18 protein-coding genes are annotated in these 19,036 nt (G+C 63.1%); 8 read left to right on the forward strand and 10 right to left on the reverse strand.

Going from position 1 to position 19,036, the window contains the following annotated elements; translation table 11 throughout:
• Positions 1-119: 119 nt before the first annotated feature.
• On the reverse strand, positions 120-641 hold the full coding sequence (locus ACIOMR_RS11830) for a DUF3617 domain-containing protein (RefSeq protein ID WP_003213494.1): 522 nt from the start codon (positions 639-641) through the stop codon (positions 120-122).
• Positions 642-771: 130 nt separating this feature from the next.
• Here ACIOMR_RS11830 and cls point away from each other — a divergent pair, with 130 nt between their 5' ends.
• A complete protein-coding gene (gene cls / locus ACIOMR_RS11835; protein WP_134327562.1) occupies positions 772-2,211 on the forward strand; it encodes a cardiolipin synthase in 1,440 nt (479 codons plus the stop codon).
• A 174-nt stretch (positions 2,212-2,385) separates the two neighbouring features.
• On the opposite strand, the gene cfaB is transcribed toward cls, so the two are convergent.
• The 8 genes from cfaB to hflK (ACIOMR_RS11875) all read right to left on the reverse strand — a co-directional run bounded on the left by cfaB (position 2,386) and on the right by hflK (ACIOMR_RS11875) (position 11,568).
• Entirely contained in the window at positions 2,386-3,570 is a 1,185-nt protein-coding gene (gene cfaB / locus ACIOMR_RS11840; protein WP_177022405.1) for a C17 cyclopropane fatty acid synthase CfaB, read from the reverse strand.
• 87 nt (positions 3,571-3,657) lie between these two features.
• Complete coding sequence (locus tag ACIOMR_RS11845; protein ID WP_401194218.1) at positions 3,658-4,443, reverse strand: putative DNA-binding domain-containing protein; 786 nt, start codon at positions 4,441-4,443, stop codon at positions 3,658-3,660.
• Positions 4,434-5,279, reverse strand: a complete 846-nt coding sequence (locus ACIOMR_RS11850) for a DUF692 domain-containing protein (RefSeq protein WP_087694584.1) — start codon at positions 5,277-5,279, stop codon at positions 4,434-4,436. Before ACIOMR_RS11850 ends, ACIOMR_RS11845 begins: the two co-directional genes overlap by 10 nt.
• Before the next feature lie 67 nt (positions 5,280-5,346).
• The gene (locus ACIOMR_RS11855; protein WP_102370195.1) at positions 5,347-5,598 is read right to left on the reverse strand and encodes a hypothetical protein; all 252 of its coding nucleotides are present in this window, start codon (positions 5,596-5,598) and stop codon (positions 5,347-5,349) included.
• 107 nt (positions 5,599-5,705) lie between these two features.
• Positions 5,706-7,601: a cation-translocating P-type ATPase gene (locus ACIOMR_RS11860; RefSeq protein WP_177054046.1), complete on the reverse strand. Its 1,896-nt coding sequence runs from the start codon at positions 7,599-7,601 to the stop codon at positions 5,706-5,708.
• Positions 7,598-8,632, reverse strand: a complete 1,035-nt coding sequence (gene hflK, locus ACIOMR_RS11865; RefSeq protein WP_003213508.1) for a protease modulator HflK — start codon at positions 8,630-8,632, stop codon at positions 7,598-7,600. The genes ACIOMR_RS11860 and hflK (ACIOMR_RS11865) overlap by 4 nt, the downstream gene beginning before the upstream one ends.
• The gene (hflC, locus tag ACIOMR_RS11870; RefSeq protein ID WP_161635746.1) at positions 8,629-9,627 is read right to left on the reverse strand and encodes a protease modulator HflC; all 999 of its coding nucleotides are present in this window, start codon (positions 9,625-9,627) and stop codon (positions 8,629-8,631) included. The genes hflK (ACIOMR_RS11865) and hflC overlap by 4 nt, the downstream gene beginning before the upstream one ends.
• 9 nt (positions 9,628-9,636) lie before the next feature.
• Positions 9,637-11,568, reverse strand: a complete 1,932-nt coding sequence (gene hflK, locus ACIOMR_RS11875) for a protease modulator HflK (RefSeq protein ID WP_401194223.1) — start codon at positions 11,566-11,568, stop codon at positions 9,637-9,639.
• A gap of 184 nt (positions 11,569-11,752) precedes the next feature.
• On the opposite strand from hflK (ACIOMR_RS11875), the gene ACIOMR_RS11880 reads away from it, so the two are divergent.
• The 6 genes from ACIOMR_RS11880 to ACIOMR_RS11905 are packed head-to-tail and all read left to right on the forward strand — an operon-like array spanning position 11,753 to position 17,440.
• A complete protein-coding gene (locus tag ACIOMR_RS11880; RefSeq protein ID WP_003213515.1) occupies positions 11,753-12,376 on the forward strand; it encodes a CDP-alcohol phosphatidyltransferase family protein in 624 nt (207 codons plus the stop codon).
• 10 nt (positions 12,377-12,386) lie between these two features.
• Positions 12,387-14,141, forward strand: coding sequence for a bifunctional alpha/beta hydrolase/class I SAM-dependent methyltransferase (locus ACIOMR_RS11885; protein ID WP_102604024.1), 1,755 nt, complete (start codon positions 12,387-12,389; stop codon positions 14,139-14,141).
• A gap of 3 nt (positions 14,142-14,144) precedes the next feature.
• The gene (locus ACIOMR_RS11890; protein ID WP_401194227.1) at positions 14,145-15,443 is read left to right on the forward strand and encodes a phosphatase PAP2/dual specificity phosphatase family protein; all 1,299 of its coding nucleotides are present in this window, start codon (positions 14,145-14,147) and stop codon (positions 15,441-15,443) included.
• A complete protein-coding gene (locus ACIOMR_RS11895) occupies positions 15,433-15,876 on the forward strand; it encodes a hypothetical protein (protein ID WP_003213520.1) in 444 nt (147 codons plus the stop codon). Before ACIOMR_RS11890 ends, ACIOMR_RS11895 begins: the two co-directional genes overlap by 11 nt.
• Before the next feature lie 9 nt (positions 15,877-15,885).
• The gene (locus tag ACIOMR_RS11900) at positions 15,886-16,506 is read left to right on the forward strand and encodes a 1-acyl-sn-glycerol-3-phosphate acyltransferase (RefSeq protein ID WP_003213522.1); all 621 of its coding nucleotides are present in this window, start codon (positions 15,886-15,888) and stop codon (positions 16,504-16,506) included.
• Between the two features lies 1 nt (position 16,507).
• Positions 16,508-17,440, forward strand: a complete 933-nt coding sequence (locus tag ACIOMR_RS11905; protein WP_063033761.1) for a phosphatidate cytidylyltransferase — start codon at positions 16,508-16,510, stop codon at positions 17,438-17,440.
• 342 nt (positions 17,441-17,782) lie between these two features.
• Here the strand turns inward: ACIOMR_RS11905 and ACIOMR_RS11910 are convergent, their stop codons facing one another.
• Positions 17,783-18,256: an Lrp/AsnC family transcriptional regulator gene (locus ACIOMR_RS11910; protein WP_032899927.1), complete on the reverse strand. Its 474-nt coding sequence runs from the start codon at positions 18,254-18,256 to the stop codon at positions 17,783-17,785.
• A 145-nt stretch (positions 18,257-18,401) separates the two neighbouring features.
• On the opposite strand from ACIOMR_RS11910, the gene ACIOMR_RS11915 reads away from it, so the two are divergent.
• Complete coding sequence (locus ACIOMR_RS11915) at positions 18,402-19,031, forward strand: LysE family translocator (protein ID WP_177009026.1); 630 nt, start codon at positions 18,402-18,404, stop codon at positions 19,029-19,031.
• Positions 19,032-19,036: the final 5 nt, after the last annotated feature.

Raw genomic sequence — 19,036 nt, forward strand, 5'->3', positions numbered from 1 at the left:
CCCCGTCGCGGCCCGCGTGCCCCCCCCCCCCCCCCCCCCCCCCCCCCCCCCCCACCCCACCCCCCCCCCCCCCCCCCCCCCCCCCCCGCTCCCACATTTTGATCGGGGTATGTCTTAGGTTAAGCGCGGGGTTTGACCGTGCCGCAGTTGCTGCCCAACCACTGCGCGTGGGTGTCCAGGCTGCCCTTCTGCTGTACGCCGGTGGCGTTGAAGGTACCGTTAACCGTAGTGGTGAATTCCTGCTGGCTCTGGAACGTCGCCACGCCAGTGCCCTGGGCTTTCGGGCAGCTGAAACGGAATTTCCATTGGTTGCCGGTCTTGTCCGTCACTTCCTGCTTGCAGCCCGATTGCGGATCGGTCAGCGGGATGGAATCGGACGCCACCTGGGCCGGAGTCAGGCACACCTGCACGCCTTTGCCGGCCATGGTGATGCCTTGCTTCTCAAGCATCGCGCGTTGTTCCGGGGTCATCTGTTGCTTGAGCTGACCGAGGATCAGCGACAAGTCCGGCAGGTCCTGGTTATCGACCTTCATGTTGCTGGTGGTCAACTCCCACAAGCCCGGCGCCAACATCTGCGCTTGCGCCGCCACAGGCAGCGTCAAACCAACAACCATGGCCAAACCAAGCAGACGAGCATTCATCGGGTAACTCCTGGGCAATTGTCGGCGTTAGACGCCGCAAAAGCGCCAGTGTTGCACAGCAAATAAAATAGCGACATTCGTGGCCGAACATGGTCTGTTAGGCACTTGTTCGTCAGGAGTACCGTTGTCCATGGATTTCTTTGGCCCGCACCTGCTCGCCTATTTCATTGCCACCCTGCATTTTCTGGGCACCCTCGCCGCCATCCATGCGGTGCTGACCGTCAGGACCGCCCAAGGCTCGATTGCCTGGGCATTGTCGCTGATGTTCATCCCCTACCTGACGCTGATTCCCTACCTGATCTTTGGCCGGAGCACTTTCGACGCCTACATTCAGGCGCGGCGCCAGGCCAACCAGGAAATGCACAAGGCGATCACCGAGCTGAACTGGCGCCCATGGGTTGAAGAGGCATTGGCCGCGCGCAACTCCCAGGCCTACGCTTCGCTACGGGCCATGCCCAAGCTGGGGCGCATGCCGTGCCTGGCGAATAATCAGGTGCGTTTGCTGATCAATGGCGAGGCTACGTTCAGCGCGATTTTCGAGGCGATTCGCTCGGCAAAGACCGCCGTGCTGTTCCAGTTCTTCATCATTCATGACGACGAACTTGGCCGCCAACTGCACACCTTGCTCAAGGAAAAAGCCGCCGAAGGCGTAGCCATTTTCGTGCTGTACGACCGTATCGGCAGCCATGCCCTGCCCCATCGTTATGTGCAGTCGCTACGAGACGCCGGGGTGCAGGTCAAGGCCTTCGCCACGCGCAGCGGCTGGCTCAACCGCTTCCAGGTCAACTTCCGCAACCACCGCAAGATCGTGGTGGTGGATGGCATTACCGGGTTCGTCGGTGGGCATAACGTCGGCGATGAGTACCTGGGCAAGAAACCGCCGCTGGCGCCATGGCGTGACACCCATGTGCAAGTCAGCGGCCCGGTGGTGGCGTGCTTGCAGGAGTCGTTTGCCGAAGACTGGTTCTGGGCCGCGCGGGAGTTGCCGCCGCTGCTGCTGCCGGATACCTACCCGGACGACGGCGTGCTCTGCCAGTTGCTGGCCAGCGGCCCGGCGGACCCTTATGAAACCTGCTCGCTGTTTTTCGTCGAGGCCATTCATGCGGCGACCGAGCGGGTGTGGATCACCAGCCCGTATTTCATTCCCGATGAGGCGGTGTTTGCGGCTTTGAGGTTGGCGGTATTGCGCGGTGTCGACGTGCGCCTGCTGCTGCCGTCACGGCCGGATCACCGCATCGTCTACGCCGCTTCCAGCCTGTATGCGATCGAAGCCGTGCGCGCCGGGGTGCGGGTATTCCGCTATACGCCAGGATTCCTGCATCAGAAAGTGGTGTTGGTCGACCGTGAAATCAGCGCCATCGGCAGTGCGAACCTGGATAACCGCTCGTTCCGGCTGAATTTCGAAGTGATGTTGCTGACGGTAGATGACACTTTCGCCAGCCAGGTGGAGCACATGCTGCTGGAAGACTTCGCCCTGGCCCATGAAATCAGCCAGGAAGAAAACCGCCAGACCCACCGCCTGCAACAATTGGGCATGCGGATCGCGCGGCTGATTTCTCCAATCTTGTAAGGCTTGCACCGAACCCAATGTGGGAGCGGGGGGGGGGGGGGGGGGGGGGGGGGGGGGGGGAACAAAAAAAAAAAAAAAAAAAAAACCCCCCCCCCCCCCCCCCCCCCCCCCCCCCCCCCCCCCCCCCGCTCCCACACAAGCCCGCTCCCACATTCAGATCACCGGTACCATTGCTTACTGGTACAGGTCATCCCGCGTCCACGGCAGCTCATGGCTACCATCGGCATGGGGTTTCACCGCCAGAATCTGATGCAGGTTGATCCAGCCCCGGGCAAACGCATACGCACAGCCGGCCAGGTACAGGCGCCAAATGCGCAAGGCTTGTTCCGGCACCATCTTGCCTGCCGCTTCCAGGTTGTCTTCGAGGCGCTCGCTCCAGTGATCCAGCGTGCGCGCGTAATGCAGGCGCAGGCTTTCGACGTCGACGACTTCCAGGCCCACGTCGCTGATCTCGGCGGTCATCATCGACAGATGCGGCAACTCGCCGTTGGGGAACACATAACGCTCGATAAAATCCCCGGCGCCACGGCCTACGGGCCGGCCATCAATGTGCTTGGCGGTAATCCCGTGGTTCATCACCAGGCCGCCCTCACGCACCGCGCCGTAGAGAATCTTGCAGTACTCCGCCAGGTTGGCGTGGCCAACGTGTTCAAACATCCCCACGCTCACCACCTTGTCGAACCGGCCATCCTGGGGCAAGTCGCGGTAGTCGAGCAGCGTCAGCTCTACCTGGTCTTCCAGGCCTTCGGCCTTCACCCGCTCCCGGGCCAGCGCCAGCTGTTCCTTGCTCAGGGTGATACCAAACACCTTGACCCCGAATTCCCGCGCGGCATACCGCGCCAGCCCACCCCAACCGCAGCCCACGTCGAGCAAATACTCCCCCGGCTGCAGCCGCAATTTGCGGCACAGGTGGCGGAATTTGTCTTGTTGGGCTTGATCAAGGGATTCGCTGCCGGTTTCGAAATACCCGCAGGAATAGGCCATGTCGCGGTCCAGCCACAGCTGGTAGAACTCGTTGGACAGGTCGTAATGGTAGGAAATAGCAGCTGCGTCGGTGGCCTTGTCGTGGATCGAGCGCACCGGACGACTCCCCTCGTCGTCATCAACCAGGGCATGACTCAACTCGTCAACGACCCTGATCACTTCGGAAATGGAGCCTTCCAGCTCCAGTTTGCCCTCGACGAAAGCTTCGCCCAGTGAGTCGAGCGTCGGATGGCTGAGCTTGGAAACCATCATGGGGTCCTTGACCACAATGGTGACGCTGGGATCCGGGCCCAGGTTGAATTCATGGCCGTCCCAGAGTCGAAGACGCAGCGGTAGCTTGAGATTCTGTAAGGCCGGTGGAAGTTGCGCGAGCATGAGTAGTCCCCCCTTGTTTCAGACGTCTGAAATGAGGGTAGACCATCCACGGAAAAATTAGCAGGCTATCGAAACAATAGCGCCTTTCTATGGTGCCCGCCGCTGGAGCAAACCCTCCTGGACCCACTGTTTCAGCCAGGTAACCGCTTGCAATGGCGCGCCCTCCTGGTAAGTGACTGCCAACTCGGCACACAGTTCGGAAAAACTCCAACCGTTGGCGACCATGCCTGTCAGCGCGCAGGCTTGCGCCGGTTCCAGGCTGCGGTATTGGCAGACATTCTGATGGCGCCAGACCAGGCACACCTGCGCCAATGGCAGGGCTTCGCTGCCGGGAAAGTCCCACTCGCCCTTGCTCGCACGCCAGATGCCCAGGCTGTTGAAATCACACAGCACCTGCTGCACCGAGGGCACCAACTGCACCTGCAGCCCAGGCCAGTCTTCGGGCGGCAGCGTTGCCATGTCTTGCAGGGTCAACGGCTCGCCCTGCGGTGCATCAAAGGCCAGGGTGAATGCCCATTCGAGCCGCGCCAGCTCGGCAGGCGCGAAACCTTGCTCGCCATAATGCTCAACGATAAACCCGGGGAACCGCTCGCCAAACCAGCGCAGGCTGTAATGGGCCGAGGGATAACGGCAGATATAGGCCGAACCCAGCGCTGCAAACTCCTCGTCCCCCAGCCAATACCAGACGGCGCTGAAGTCATCGCGCAGCACTTCCTGCAATCGGGCGTGATAGGCGTTGTGGTAAATCGCCAGGCCCGTCTCGACATCCAGGGTCGGGCCGCCGATCAAGGTGGCGCTGAAGCTGTTGCTGGCAGTGGAAGATTCGGCCAGCAAATGCCGCTCAAAGGCCAATTGCCAATCGATCAGGCGCATAACGCTCTCCTGTCCAGCGCGCTCGCGCCCAGTTCGCGGGCCTTGTTCAACTCGTCGAGCAGTTCCTGGAAAGGCGGGAAATGGTCATCGCGTTCGAGCAAGGTCGAGACTGGCCCGAGGTGCTCCAGGGTCCGCTGATACAGCGCCCACACCGGATCGCATACCGGATGGTCATGGGTGTCGATCACGTAGTCGCCGTAATCCATATGCCCGGCCAGGTGCAGTTGGCGGATGCTTTCGGGCGGCAGGTTGCGGATAAATTCCCAGGCGTCGAACCCGTGATTGCGCGAGCTGACGTAGACGTTATTCACGTCCAGCAGCAACTGGCAGCCGGTGAGGTGGCTCAGGGCGTTGAGAAATTCCCATTCGGTAAACTCATCCGCCTTGGAGCGCACGTAGCTGGAGACGTTTTCCAGCACGAACGGGCGCTGCAACACATCCTGCACCTGCCGTACGCGAGCGGCGACGTGGTACAGGCTTTCTTCGGTGTAGGGCAGCGGCAGCAAGTCATGCAACTGGTGCGCGTTGCCACGGCTCCAGCACAGGTGATCGGAAATCCACGCCGGCCGGATGCGCTCGGAGAGCTGCTTGAGTTGTTTCAGGTAATCGGTATCGAGGGCATGGGGCCCGCCGATTGAAAGGGACACACCGTGCATCACCAGGGGATAACGCTCGGCTATCGCATCCAGGTAGTACAAGGCCTTGCCGCCCTGTACCAGATAATTCTCGGAGATCACTTCGAACCAATCCACGGCCGGCGATTGTTCAAGGATCTGCTGGTAGTACTCGCTGCGTAGACCCAGGCCGTAACCCAGACTCGGAAGGGAAGCGGACATAAAAACACTCCTGGGGAAAGTGTCCGCAGCGGAGGGGGTGCCCGCTGCGGTTGCACTCGGTTGTCGGTTACTCGCCGACTTTGCCGCCTTTCTGGTCGCACATCGCCTTGCTCATCGACAGGAAGCCGTGACCTTTGCAAACACCCTGGCCTTTGCAGGCGTTCTCTGCGGTCTTGCAGTCGTTCTGGCCTTTGCAGGCGTTGACGCCATAGCAATGAACCGGCGCGTCAGCGGCTTGTACCTGGGTGGCAACACCGGCGAACATGCCAGCAGCGGCGATAGCAAGGGCGGCACCGGAAACGGCGTTTTTGAAGTTCATTTTGTATTCCTCATGATCGGTAGTGGAGCCGGTCTGAACGGATTGTTCAGTCTCGACATAGCACTAGAGTGAGGTCCCCCCATGGCGTTACAGCACGACTGAAAAATTTATTCCTCGAGTTTCAATAACGGCTCCTGGAACCGCAGCAAGCGCCCCGCATTGCCCAGCACCAGCAGCGTACTGAGGTTGTGCAGCACCGCCGCAATCATCGCGCCCGCCGCGCCCAGCCAGCCAAATGCGGCGAACACCACGATTGCCAGCGTCCAGCCCAGACCGATGATCACGTTAACCTGCAACGTGTGCCGGCACTGGCGACTCAAGCGCACACAGGTGCCCAGGCGCCGCAGGTCGCTGCCGATCAGCACCACGTCCGCCGATGCCAGCGCGATATCCGCCCCGCCCGCGCCCATCGCCACACCGACCACGCCGGCCTTGAGCGCCAGGGAATCGTTGATCCCGTCGCCCACCACCATCGGCCGGAAACCGCTGCCGATTTCCCCCAGCACGCGATTGAGTTTGTCCTCCGGCAAAGCCTGGGCTTCGACGTCGCTGATGCCCACTTCCAACGCCAAGCTGTCGGCCACGCTCTGGCGGTCGCCGGTCAGCAGCAGTTGGCGCCCCAGGCCCAATTCACGCAGCTCTTTCATCGCCTGGCGCGCTTCAGGTTTCACGCTGTCCGCCAGCAGCAACCAAGCGAGGAACTGCCCGTTCAACGCGAGCCCGGCAATCGGGCCATCGTGATTGGGGACCGCCGTGGCCGTGATGCCCAGTTGCTCAAACAATTCCGGCCGGCCGAGGGCGGCTTCGCCCTGCCCGGTCTGCGCGACCACACCGAGGCCCTGGCGCTCGCGAATATCCGACAACACCAGCATCTGCTCTTGAGTCGCCAGCCCCGCCAATGCCCGGCTGACCGGGTGGCTGCTGGCCGAACCGAGGCTGGCCGCCAGGTTGAGCAGCACTTGCCGATCCGGCTCGCGGGTGTCGATGGACTGCAAACGCAGGGTGCCAAACGTCAGGGTGCCGGTCTTGTCGACCACCAGCGACGTCAGGTCCGCCAGCTCTTCGAGAAACGCAGAGCTGCGAATCAGAATGCCGTGACGCGCCGCCACCGCAATGCCCGCAATCGCCGTGGCCGGAGCCGACAACACCAAAGCACACGGGCACGCCGCCACCAGCACCGCGAGCATCGCCTGGGCGTCGTTGGTGACAAACCAGGTGACCGCCGCCAGCAACAACACCAGTACCATGTAGCTGCCGGCGTAGCGCTCCAGCAATCGGGTGATCGGCGGCTTCGAACGTTCGGCGCTCTGCATCAGGGCGATGACTTTGCCCAGCGTCGACTCATTGCCGGTGCGGGTCACTTCCAGGCGCAGCAAACCGTCGAGGTTGATCGCGCCACCAAACACCTGCACGCCGACACTCGCTTCCAGCGGCACCGATTCACCGGTAATCGGCGCGGTGTCGAGGCTGGCCTGGCCCGACAGCACCACGCCGTCGGCGGGCACGCGGTCACCGGCACGCACTTCGACGATATCGCCGGTCTTCAGGATGCCGTTGTCCACTTCCAGGATCGTCCCGTCCGCCTGCACCAACCGTGCGTGGCTACGGGTCAGCTTGCCCAGGGCATGAATCGCTTCCTGGGAGCCGATGACGCTGCGCTCTTCCAGCACATGGCCGAAGATCATGATGATCGGCAGCAGCGCGGCGGTCAGCAGGTCACCGGTAGCCCAGGCGCCGAGCATCGCCAGCGCAATGAGTTGGTCGGTGATGCCATGCAAACTTGGATACCGCAGGCTGTACCAGGCCGAGCGCATCACGGGCACGGCCACCAGCAATGAGGCGACGCCCAACAGCAGTTGGCTCACGCCGGTCTGGTCCGGCGCCAGCCAGCGCCATACCAGGCCCAGGCTGAGCAGGCCCAGGGCGAGCATCGCCAGGGTCAGTTGCCGGGCGGCGCTGCGTTGTTCGGCCGATGAGAGCATCGGGGCTGCGTGGGCGGTCATTGTTCGGCTCCCTGAATGATCAGGCGGGAATCGTCTTTAGGGTCAACCGTGGTCACGGAGCCGGCCTGCCCGAGAATTTTCGGCAGGCGTTCGCGGTACAGGCGCAGCAACAGGCCTGGGTCTTGGACCTGGGCCAGGCTGGCGACGGTAGCGGTTTGCGCCTGGGCGTTGGACAGCCGTTCGCTGGCCTGGGCGTGAGCCACTTGCACGGCGCGGTCGGCGTCCTGGTTGGCGGTCTGGGTAAGTTTTTCGGCGTCGGTGCGCGCATTGGCCACCGCCTTGTCGGCTTGCTGGCTGGCGGTCAGCACTGCGTTGAAGGCATTGACCGCCGGGCCCGGCAAGCTCGATTGCACGTCGACCCGGGTGACTTCGATGCCCAGGCCAAGGCCGGTGGACGCCAGGTCAGCCAGGCGTTGATTGATGCCGCGCACCAGGTCGCCACGCAGCCGTTCGCGGCGTTCGGCGGCCTGGTTGTCGGCGCCGATCAACTCGGGGCGCGCCACCAGAATCGTGTCCAGATCCCGCGCCGCAGTCAGCACCACAGCGCTGCGGGTGACCAGTCGATCCAGCGCCGGCAGCACGTGATCGCCCTGCAACACAAACGCGTAGGGCTCGGTGACCTTGTAGAAGACCCGCACATCCAGCTGCACCACGCCGGCATCGCCGGTCAGCAGGTAACCGGAGCCGGCCAGGGCATCGCTCAGCGGCGTGGCAAAACTGGCCACGCGATCGGCTTGGGTGGCCGCATCGGAACGCAGCAGGTTTTCCACCCGGCGCTCAATCACCCGGTCCGCGGCGGGCAACAGCACCACTTGTTCAAACGGACGCGGCCAGGCCAGCAGCAGCCCGGCATTCTGGATCCGGTCCAGCGCGCCGAAGTGCAACACCACGGCACGGTTCTGCGGGTCGATCTGGCGCACGTTGGAAAACGCCCACGCCAGCGCGGCCAATACCGTCACCGCATACAGCGCCAGGAACGTCAGCCGTCCAGCCTGGATCCACGGGCTGTCGAGGCTTTCCCGCTCACTCATGGCTGAACATCCTTCGGTCCATCCACCAGCGCGCGGAAAGGCGCTGCGTCGGTGCGCAGGATGATCTTGGTGCCCGGCGTGACCACTGTGCCAAGGGTGTCGAGGGAACGCAGCAGGTTATACAGCTGCGGATTGCCGGCGTAGGCACGGCCATAAATCTGCGCGGCTTCGACCCGGGATTGCGCTTCGATGTCGGCGGCTTTCACCGTGGCGTCGGCCTGGACGATCCGCGCATCACGCTCGGCGGCCGAACGAATCTGCGCCGCTTCACGCTTGCCCACGGCGGTGCGTTCCGTGGCGATGGTCTCGCGCTCGGCGCGCATGCGGTCGACGGTGGCGGCGAGGGTCACCGACGGCAAGGTCAGCCGTTCGACACCCACCTGCACCACACGCACGCCATAGGTGGTGAGCAATTGTTGATCAATCTGCTGGCGCAACTGCGCTTCAAAATCGGCAATGCGCACCTGGCTGGCATCGGTGTTCACCAGGTTGGCCAGGTCGAAACTGGCGGCGGTGGTTTCCAGCGCCGAGCCGACAAAGGTGCGAATCTGCCGCGCCGCTTCATCCGGCTGGTTCTGCACCGCACGCATAAAGCGCTGCACGTTGTCGGGGTCGCCCTGTACCTGCCAGGCCACGTAGGCCTGCACGATGATCCGCAGGCCATCGCGGGTGCCCACATCCTGCAAACCGCTGGAGGTGGTGCGCAGGCGCAGGTCCACCGGAATCGCCGCCTCGAACGGCGCCGGCCAGCGCCATCCCAGGCCCGGCTCCAGCAATACCCGCGACGGGTTGCCGAAGCGGGTAATCACCGTGGCTTCACCGGAACGCACCTGCACCAGGCTCGCCGCGGCGACCGCGAACAGCACGAGCAATACCGCCCAGCCCATACGCCGCCAGGGGAACGGGCCGGCTTCGTGTTCATCGCCATGATGGTGATGATGGTGGCCGTGGTGGTGACCATGGCCTGCGTGATCGTGAGAATGAGCGCTCAACAGATGAACTCCTTATTGAACGGCTTTACGCGGCACCGCAGGGTCGGCCGGTAAGGTAAAGGAACGCAGATCGATGGTCGGTGCGCCACTGGCGCCCAGGCGATGATCAAGAATGAGTAACTTGGCGTGAGCCAGGCCCTGGCTCAGTTGGCTCAGGTACTGCTCCAGCACGAACGCCTGGCCGGCTTGTTGATAGGCCTTTTGTTCGGCGCTGAAGCGCAGGTCCGCCGCTTGGGCGCCGGCGCTGACTTCATGGGCCGTGGCCTGGGCCTGGTCACGGGCGGTACTGGCTTGCAGCAACGCCTGGTTGGTCTGCTCACTGGCAGCGCCGCGCTCTCGGGAAATCAGCGCCTGGGCGCCGATCTGCGCAGCTTGCACCGCGTGGTAGGCATTCGCCGCACCGGAGGGCGGGTGAATGGCTTCCACCACGGTGGCGAGAATTTCCACGCCACTGTCGAGTTTCTTCAGGTCCGCTTGCACCGCCTGGCCAATTTCATCGGCGAGGCTGTTGCGTTCCTCACCCAGCAATTCATCAAGGGTTCGCGAGGCAAACTCGTGGACGAGGATGCGGCTGGCGGTGCTGCGGATCAGCGTGGGCACATCGGCGCTGTTATAGGTGGCGGCGAGTGCGGCCTGGTCGGTCAAGCCGATGCGGTACACGAAGCGCACGTCCATATTGACGATCTGGAAGCTCTGCTTGTCGCCGCTGCTGCTGGCGATCACCTGGGATTTGTCATTCACATGGCTGGCGTCCCACAGGCGGTTGGCGATCAGCGGCGCCGGGCCCTCGGCCGGAGCGACGTCGGTGTTTGCCGCTTCGCCAACGCTGGTGGCCAGCTCATGGACCACGCCGTTTTCCACGTTCAGTACGCGACCCAGCGGCCACGGCAAACCGGCATGCAGGCCAGGCCCGAAGACCTCCACCGGCTTGCCAAAGCGTTCATTGATCCCACGGCTTTGCAGGGCGACTTCATGCACGCCGGTCAGCAACCAGCCTACGGCCAGCACCACTACCAGCACTGGCAGGAATGCCCGGCGCATGTAGGTGAAGGCCCAGATCTGCCGCAGGTCGATGCCGAAACGGTTGTGCAGTTCGTGCTGCAAGGCGAGCAACGGTTGCGGCGGCCAGCGCAGCATCCCGGCGATAAAACTTTGCGCCATCAGGCGCGGTTCAAGCCGCTCCTGTCGCGGGCTGAACAGCGACAGCAGGCCTCTTAGCAGAAACTCCAGCGCCACCAGGGCCGGCAACAGGCCGACCAACACGGCCAGGCGCAAGGGCCACACGGACTCTTCACCGGCAAACAGCAGACAAATCGCACTGATCACCAGGCAGATAATCGCCACCCGGCTCAGTTGCGCCAGTTGCACCGCTTCCGGCCATTGGGCGGTGCTTTCCTGGGCCATGCGCCGTTCAAACACCAGCAAGCCGAACGCCAGTGCCAAGGCAATGGCGGCGCCCACACTGGCAGCCTGGCCCAGCGCCGCGGCGGGCAAGGTCAGGCTCCAGAATTCCAGAACGCTGAAGAATGCCAGCAACGACCAGCCGCACAGCCAGAACACCGGTGCGCCAATCTGCACCAGCAAGCCGTTACCGACGCGACCGAACTGCCGGTTTAGCCAGCCAGGTTCTTCTTGTGGCAGCGGCGGTTCGATCAGCCGTGCAGCCGGCTCCTCCAGCGCCATGGCCCGCCAATCCGCGACCCACCACGCCGATTGCAAGCCAGCCACCAGCACCAGCAACGCCGAGGCGCAGTTGATCAGCACCACCGGCCAGATCGACAGCGGGGCGAACAGCGCCACAAACAGCGCCAGCATCCAGCCGCCAACCGCCAGCACCGTCAGGCCAATGCCGGCCTGCCTTAACCGGCGGGCATGAAACAACCCCTGCTGAAAACGCGGCAGCCCTTCGATGGCCACGTCATCAGCGTCTAGATCCACTCGCATCCCCAAACGCCCACCCAGAAACAATTAGTTACTCTATAACCCGAAGCGTGAAATTTTTGTTTGGTTTCACACAGATAGTGACGAAAGCCCCAGAAACACGAGCCATCACTGGTTTCAGCGGTGATAAATCGGCACACTCCCCAGAGTTTTTCGCGGGCTTACGGACAAGGAAGCGTCACTCCCCATGATTTCGATCTATCAGCTTAAACCGCGTTTTCAGAACCTGCTGCGCCCGCTGGTGCAGCGCCTCTACGACAACGGCACCACCGCCAACCAGATCACCGTGCTGGCCGGGGTGGTTTCCCTGCTGGTGGGATTGCTGATTGCCGGCTTCGCACAACATGTGTGGCTGTTTGCGCTGATCCCGCTGTGGATGATCCTGCGCATGGCCCTCAATGCCATCGACGGCATGCTCGCCCGGGAGTTCGGCCAGCAATCGCGACTCGGCGCCTACCTCAATGAACTGTGCGACGTGATCGCCGACAGCGCACTGATCCTGCCGTTTGCGCTGATCCCCGAGGTCAGTCTGGCGCCGGTGTTGCTGGTGACGCTGCTGGCGGTGTTCAGCGAATACGCCGGCGTGCTCGGGCCGATGGTCGGGGCTTCCCGGCGCTACGACGGCCCGATGGGCAAGAGCGATCGGGCGTTTGTGCTCGGGGTGCTGGCCACCGGCGTGGCGCTGGGTTGGCTGGGTGCCGGTTGGGTCGAAGCGGTGATGTGGCTGGTCGCGGCGTTGCTGGCCTACACCCTGGTCAACCGTGTGCGCCAAGGCTTGAAAGAAGAAACGAACACCTCCCCTTCTGCATAAGGATTTTGCGATGCGTGAACAGCAAGAGCACACCTTCAGCACCCATGACGGGGTGGAGCTTTTCTACCGTCATTGGCCCGCCACCGCACCCGCGGGCTTTGCGCCGCGCAAGGCGATCTTGCTGTTCCATCGCGGCCACGAGCATTCCGGTCGTATCGCCCACCTGGTGGAAGAGCTGAACCTGCCGGAGTTCGACTTCTTCGCCTGGGACGCCCGTGGCCACGGCCAATCCCCCGGCGCGCGCGGCGACAGCCCGAGCTTCGCCACCAGTGCGCGGGACGTGCAGACTTTCGTTGACCATATCCGCAGCGCCTACAACATCGAGGAAGAACACCTCGCAGTGATCGCCCAAAGCGTCGGCGCGGTGATCGCGGCCACCTGGGTGCACGACTACGCGCCGAAGATTCGCTCGCTGGTACTCGCCTCCCCCGCATTCAAGGTCAAACTCTACGTGCCCTTCGCCCGGCCGGGCCTGGCGTTGATGCGCAAGTTTCGCGGCAACTTTTTCGTCAACAGCTACGTCAAGGCCAAGTTCCTGAGCCATGACCCGGAGCGCGTGGCGTCCTACGACAGTGATCCGCTGATCACCAAAGCCATCTCGGTGAATGTACTGTTGGGCCTGTACGAAGCGGCCGACAGGGTTGTAGCCGATGCCCAGGCAATTCAGGTACCGACCCAACTGCTGATCTCCGGCTCGGACTTTGTGGTGCACCGCAAACCCCAGCAGCAGTTTTTCGACCGCCTCGGCAGCTTGAAGAAAGAGCTGCACATCCTCCCCGGCTTCTTCCACGACACCCTCGGTGAACGTGATCGTGCCGTGGCCTTGAGCAGCGCCCGGCGCTTTATCCTGCAGAACTTCGAACACCCGCTGGACCGCGCCTCCTTGCTGGATGCCGACAGGATTGGCCTGACCTGCGCCGAATCCGAGTCCCTCGCCGCGCCGTTGCCACGCAACTCCCTGCGCGACCTGTACTGGCGCATGACCCGCGCCAGCATGGGCCTGGGCAGCAAACTGTCGGATGGCGTGAAGCTCGGTTTCGACACCGGCTTCGACTCCGGCAGCACCCTGGACTACGTATACCGCAACAAACCCACCGGCAAAGGCGGGCTGGGGCGGATGATCGACACCAACTACCTGAACTCCATCGGCTGGCGCGGTATTCGTCAGCGCAAGTTGAACGTGGAAGAGCTGCTGCGCCTGGCGATGGCCAAGCTGCGGGACGAGCAGCGGGAAGTGCGCATCGTCGACATCGCCGCCGGGCATGGTCGGTACATTCTGGAAGCCTTGCAGGGCGTTTCGCCGTTGCCGGAATCGATCCTGCTGCGGGACTACAGCGATATCAACGTGCGCGACGGTGGCGCGCTGATTCGTGAAAAAGGGCTGGGGGATATCGCCCAGTTCGTCAAAGGCGATGCGTTTGACCGGGCGGACCTTGCGGCGCTGGAACCCAAGCCGACGCTGGCGGTGGTGTCCGGGCTATATGAACTGTTCGCGGATAACGCGATGGTCGGTGGCTCGCTCGCCGGCTTGGCCGAAGCCGTGGAGCCCGGTGGTTATCTGGTGTACACCGGCCAACCGTGGCACCCGCAACTGGAACTGATCGCCCGCGCCCTCACCAGCCACCGCCAGGGCCAGGCCTGGGTAATGCGCCGGCGCAGCCAGGCGGAAATGGATCAACTGGTGGCAGCCGCCGGTTTCCGCAAGATCACCCAACGCGTGGATGAGTGGGGGATTTTCAGCGTGTCCCTGGCACAGCGAGTCTGACCCATGCGTGAACCGGGCCTGTTGAAACCGGCGGTGCTGTGGCTGCTGCTGTTGGCGCCGCTGTTTTTCAGCACCTACGGCTTTGCCACGTGGGTCACCAGCCAGCGCAGCGACGTGGGCACGATGGTGTTCGGCTGGGAAACCCATATCCCGTTCTGGGCCTGGACCATCGTGCCCTACTGGTCGATCGACCTGCTCTACGGTTTCTCCCTGCTACTCCCAAGCACCCGCCATGAACTGAAACAACATGCCTTGCGCCTGCTGACGGCCCAAGTGATTGCCGTCACCTGCTTCCTGATCTGGCCCTTGCGTTTCACCTTCGAAAGACCGGAGCTGGACGGCGTGTTTGGCTGGCTGTTTGCGGTACTCGCCGGGTTCGACAAGCCGTTCAACCAGGCGCCGTCATTGCACATCGCGCTGCTGGTGGTGCTGTGGATAATGTATCAGCGGCATAGCCAGGGCCTGTGGCGCTGGCTGGTGCATGGCTGGTTCGCGTTGATCGGCCTTTCGGTGCTGACCACTTATCAACATCACTTTATTGACTTACCCACAGGCGCCCTCGCCGGCTGGCTGTGCGTGTGGCTGTGGCCGCTGGAACATCCGAGCCCGCTGCTGAATGCCCAGCTGACCAGGGACCGCCAGCGTTGGCGGCTGGGGCTGCGCTATGGCTTCGGGTCGCTGGTGTGTTTGATCCTGGCGTTTTCCCTCGGCGGCGGCTGGTTGTGGCTGCTTTGGCCGGCGGTATCCCTTGGCTTGATGAAGGCGAATTACCTGGTACTGGGCGTTTCGGGATTTCAGAAACGCGCCGACGGACGACTCACTCCGGCGGCGCGCTGGTTGTTGGCGCCTTATCTGGTGGCCGCCTGGATCAATTCCCGCCTGTGGACACGTAGACATCCACAGCCCGATCAGGTTGTGGATAACGTTTGGCTGGGGCGAATTCCCACCAGCGGTGAGCTGGGATCATTCAAGGCGGTGGTCGATCTGTGCGCCGAATTGCCGATTAATCCACAGGGTCGCGCCTACTACAGTCTGCCAGTGCTCGACCTGACGGCGCCCACTGCAGCGCAATGCGTGGAAGCCGCCCAAGCGATAGAGCGGCTACGCTCAGCCGGACCCTTGCTGGTGTGCTGCGCCCTCGGTTACTCACGCAGCGCCACCGCCGTGGCTGCATGGCTGCTACATACCGGGCGCGCAGGCAATGTCGACGAGGCGGTGGCTATTATTCGTACAGCACGCCCACGTGTGGTCCTGCATTCCGCGCACCGTGAAGCCCTGGAGGGTTTAGCCCATGCCCGCTGATATGGAATTACAGGTCGTCGCCAGCCTGCTGCGGCGGGGCCGTTCCCTGGATCAGTTATCCACAGGCCTGACCTTGCTCGGCGTACTGTTCGGCCTCGCTCAACTGCTGATGGCCAGCATCACGCCGGTCTGCCTGATCCTCAGCCTGTGGATGATTGTGCTCGGGCTGCTGGAAAAATATTGGGCGCTGCGGGTGGCCTTCGACGCCGACCTGTTCGCCCTGCTCGCCCGCGACACCGACCGCACGCCCGACTTCGACCAGGCCATGCAAACCCTTGGCCTGCAATCCGCCAAACGCGCAGGCCGCCCCTGGACCGAGCGCCGTCGCGGCGCCCTGAAACTGTTGCGCAAGCAAGCCTACCTGCTGGCGGCGCAAGTGCTGCTGACCGTGGCCGTCATCCTGGCCAGCCCCTGGCTGCCCTTCGCCGGATAAGGAATCCTCATGTTCGAACCTGTGGTCGCCACCCTGATTACCTCCATGGCCCGCACCGTCACCGGCGCCCGCAGCCTGTGGCTTGGCTGCGCGCCGGTGCCGGTGCAACGCATCTACTACGCCAACCACAGCAGCCACGGCGATTTCGTGCTGCTGTGGGCCTCGTTGCCGCAGAACCTGCGTAAATTCACCCGCCCGGTGGCCGGCAGCGACTACTGGAACACCAGCGCCCTGCGCCGCTACATCATCAACCGGGTGTTCAACGGCGTGCTGATCGACCGCGAGCGCAAGGACCCTGTGGATAACCCTCTGGCGCCGATGCTTCAGGCCCTGGAAAACGGCGACTCGCTGATCATCTTTCCCGAGGGCACGCGCAACCTGGAAGACGGCCTGTTGCCGTTCAAAAGCGGGCTGTATCACCTGGCCAAGAGTTATCCACAAGCCGAATTGATCCCGGTGTGGATCGCCAACCTCAACCGGGTCATGCCCAAGGGCCGTGTGCTGCCGCTGCCCTTGCTGTGCACCACCAGCTTCGGCGCACCGCTGCAACTGGAGGACGGCGAAGACAAGGCGCTGTTCCTCGCCCGCACCCGCGACGCCTTGCTCGCCCTTGCCCCGGAGCATTCCTGAGATGGATAGCCAAACCCTGATGTTGTTCGGCGGGATCGGCGCGATCCTCGTGCTCGCCTCGCTGATCGGCCTGATCCTCAAACTGCGCACCCGTGGCACACCCAACGCGGTGATCGACAACCTCAACGCCCGCATCAATGCGTGGTGGGTGATGGTGGTGGTGATCGGCGTGGCGTTCTGGCTCGGCACCGGCGCGGTGATCCTGCTGTTTTACGCCGTGTCGTTCTATGCCCTGCGGGAATTCCTCACACTCACGCCGACCCGGCGAAGCGATTACCCGGCGCTGGTGGCGGCCTTCTACCTGGCGCTGCCGCTGCAATACCTGCTGATCTACTTCGACTGGTACGGGCTGTTCTCGATCTTCATCCCGGTGTACGTGTTCCTGCTGCTGCCGATCCTCGCGTCACTGGGCGGCGACAGCACGCACTTCCTGGAACGGGCGTCGAAAGTGCAATGGGGGCTGATGATCGCGGTGTTCTGTGTGTCCTTCGTGCCGGCGCTGCTGACCCTGGATATCGTCGGCTACGAAGGCCGCAACCTGCTGCTGATTGCCTACCTGGTGATCGTGGTGCAACTGTCGGACGTGTTGCAGTACGTGTGCGGGAAGCTGTTCGGCAAACACAAGATCGCACCCAACTTGTCGCCGTCTAAAACCGTGGAAGGGTTTGTCGGCGGGATTCTGCTGTCATCCCTGATCGGCGCGGCGCTGTGGTGGACCACGCCGTTCAATCCCTGGCAGTCGTTCCTGATTGCACTGTTGATCAACCTGCTGGGGTTTGCCGGCGGGATCGTGATGTCGGCAATCAAGCGCGACCGCGGCGTGAAGGATTGGGGGCACATGATCGAAGGGCACGGCGGGATGCTGGATCGGCTGGATTCAGTGTGTTTTGCCGCGCCGATCTTCTTTCATCTCGTGCGCTACTGGTGGACCTGACGACCACCTCCCTCCCCAAATCCACACAACCCCAGTGGCGGGGGGGGGGGGGGGGGGCGGGGGGGGGGGGGGCGCGCCCCGAGGGAGCTTGCTCCCGCTGGAGTGCGCAGCGCTCCCAAGATTTTGGGGCCGCTACGCAGCCCAGCGGGAGCAAGCTCCCTCGCCACAACAAGCGTCCTTACCACAATAAGAAATCACCAGCCGGGAAGATGCCCCCGGCGTCCTTATCTGATCGTTCCCACGCTCTGCGTGGGAATGCATCCGGTGACGCTCCGCGTCACGACTTTTAAAGCGGACGCGGAGCGTCCAGGGCGGCATTCCCACGCGGAGCGTAGGAACGATCTAGCCGGGAAGGTGACTCAGCGGCAATGCCCCGGGCGTCTTCACCGTCTGAATCGCGAAGTTGCTGCGGATATCACTCACCCCCGGCAACTTCAACAAGCTCCCGGTCAGGAACCGTTCATACCCGCGCAAGTCCGGCACCACCACTTGCAGCAGAAAATCCGACTCCCCCGACACCAGAAACGCCGAAATCACCTGGGGCAGCGCCGTCACCGCCAACCGAAACGCCTCCGCCTGTTCGTCGTTATGCCGCTCCACTTTCACCCCGACAAACACCGTCAGCCCCAACCCGACTTCATCCCGGTCCAGGCTTGCCTGATAACCACGAATCACCCCGGCCTCTTCCAGCAGCCGCACACGCCGCAAGCAGGGCGAGGCCGACAGGCCAATCTCGTCCGCCAGTTGCACGTTGCTCAGCCGGCCATCCCGTTGCAGGGCTTCAAGAATCTTGCGGTCAAATGCGTCCAGCTTCAGATTTGGCATAAGTGAAATGTTTCGCCCGAAAAAAGTGGCAGATTGTGCCAAGACTAGACGCTTTTCCATCTGACTACGCAAGCACCTGCCCCGGCCTTCGCCCCTAAAATTGCCCTACGAATCACCTACCGCAAGGGGCAGGCACATGGCAGAACTCTGGTTGTTTTTAGTCGCGTTGGCAGTGGTGTACCTGCTGCCCGGCCCGGACATGATCCTGCTGCTGCAAACCGGCGCCCGCCAGGGCAAGGCGATGGCACTGGCAACCGCAGGCGGCTTGGGCCTGGCGCGAGCCTGCCACGTGGCGCTGGCGGGGATGGGCCTGGCGACCCTGTTCAAGGTCGCACCCTGGACCTTCGATGTGGTGCGCCTGGGCGGTGCGGCGTATCTGCTGTGGATCGGCGTGCAGTGCTTGCGCTCAAACCTGCTGCCCAACCTGAACGCCGAGCACAGCACGGCGCCGGCGCATGCCTGGCGCGAAGCCTTCCAGCGGGGTTTGCTGACCAACCTGCTCAACCCCAAGGCGCTGCTGTTCTGCTCCGTGCTGCTGCCGCAATTCATTGATCCACATGGCGCATCGGTGACTGCGCAGTTTGCGCTGTTGGGAGCGATTCTGGTGGCGGTCGGCCTGGGATTCGACAGTTGCTATGGATTGGCCGGCGCAAGAATCGGCCGCTGGCTGGAACGCAGCCCGTCCGCCCAGCGCCTTCAGCAATGGCTGTTTGGCAGTCTTTTGATCGGTTTTGCGATACGCCTCACCTTCGTACAGCAAGCCTGAGCTTT

Source organism: Pseudomonas sp. NPDC087814 (assembly GCF_044742865.1).
Taxonomy (GTDB): Bacteria; Pseudomonadota; Gammaproteobacteria; order Pseudomonadales; family Pseudomonadaceae; genus Aquipseudomonas.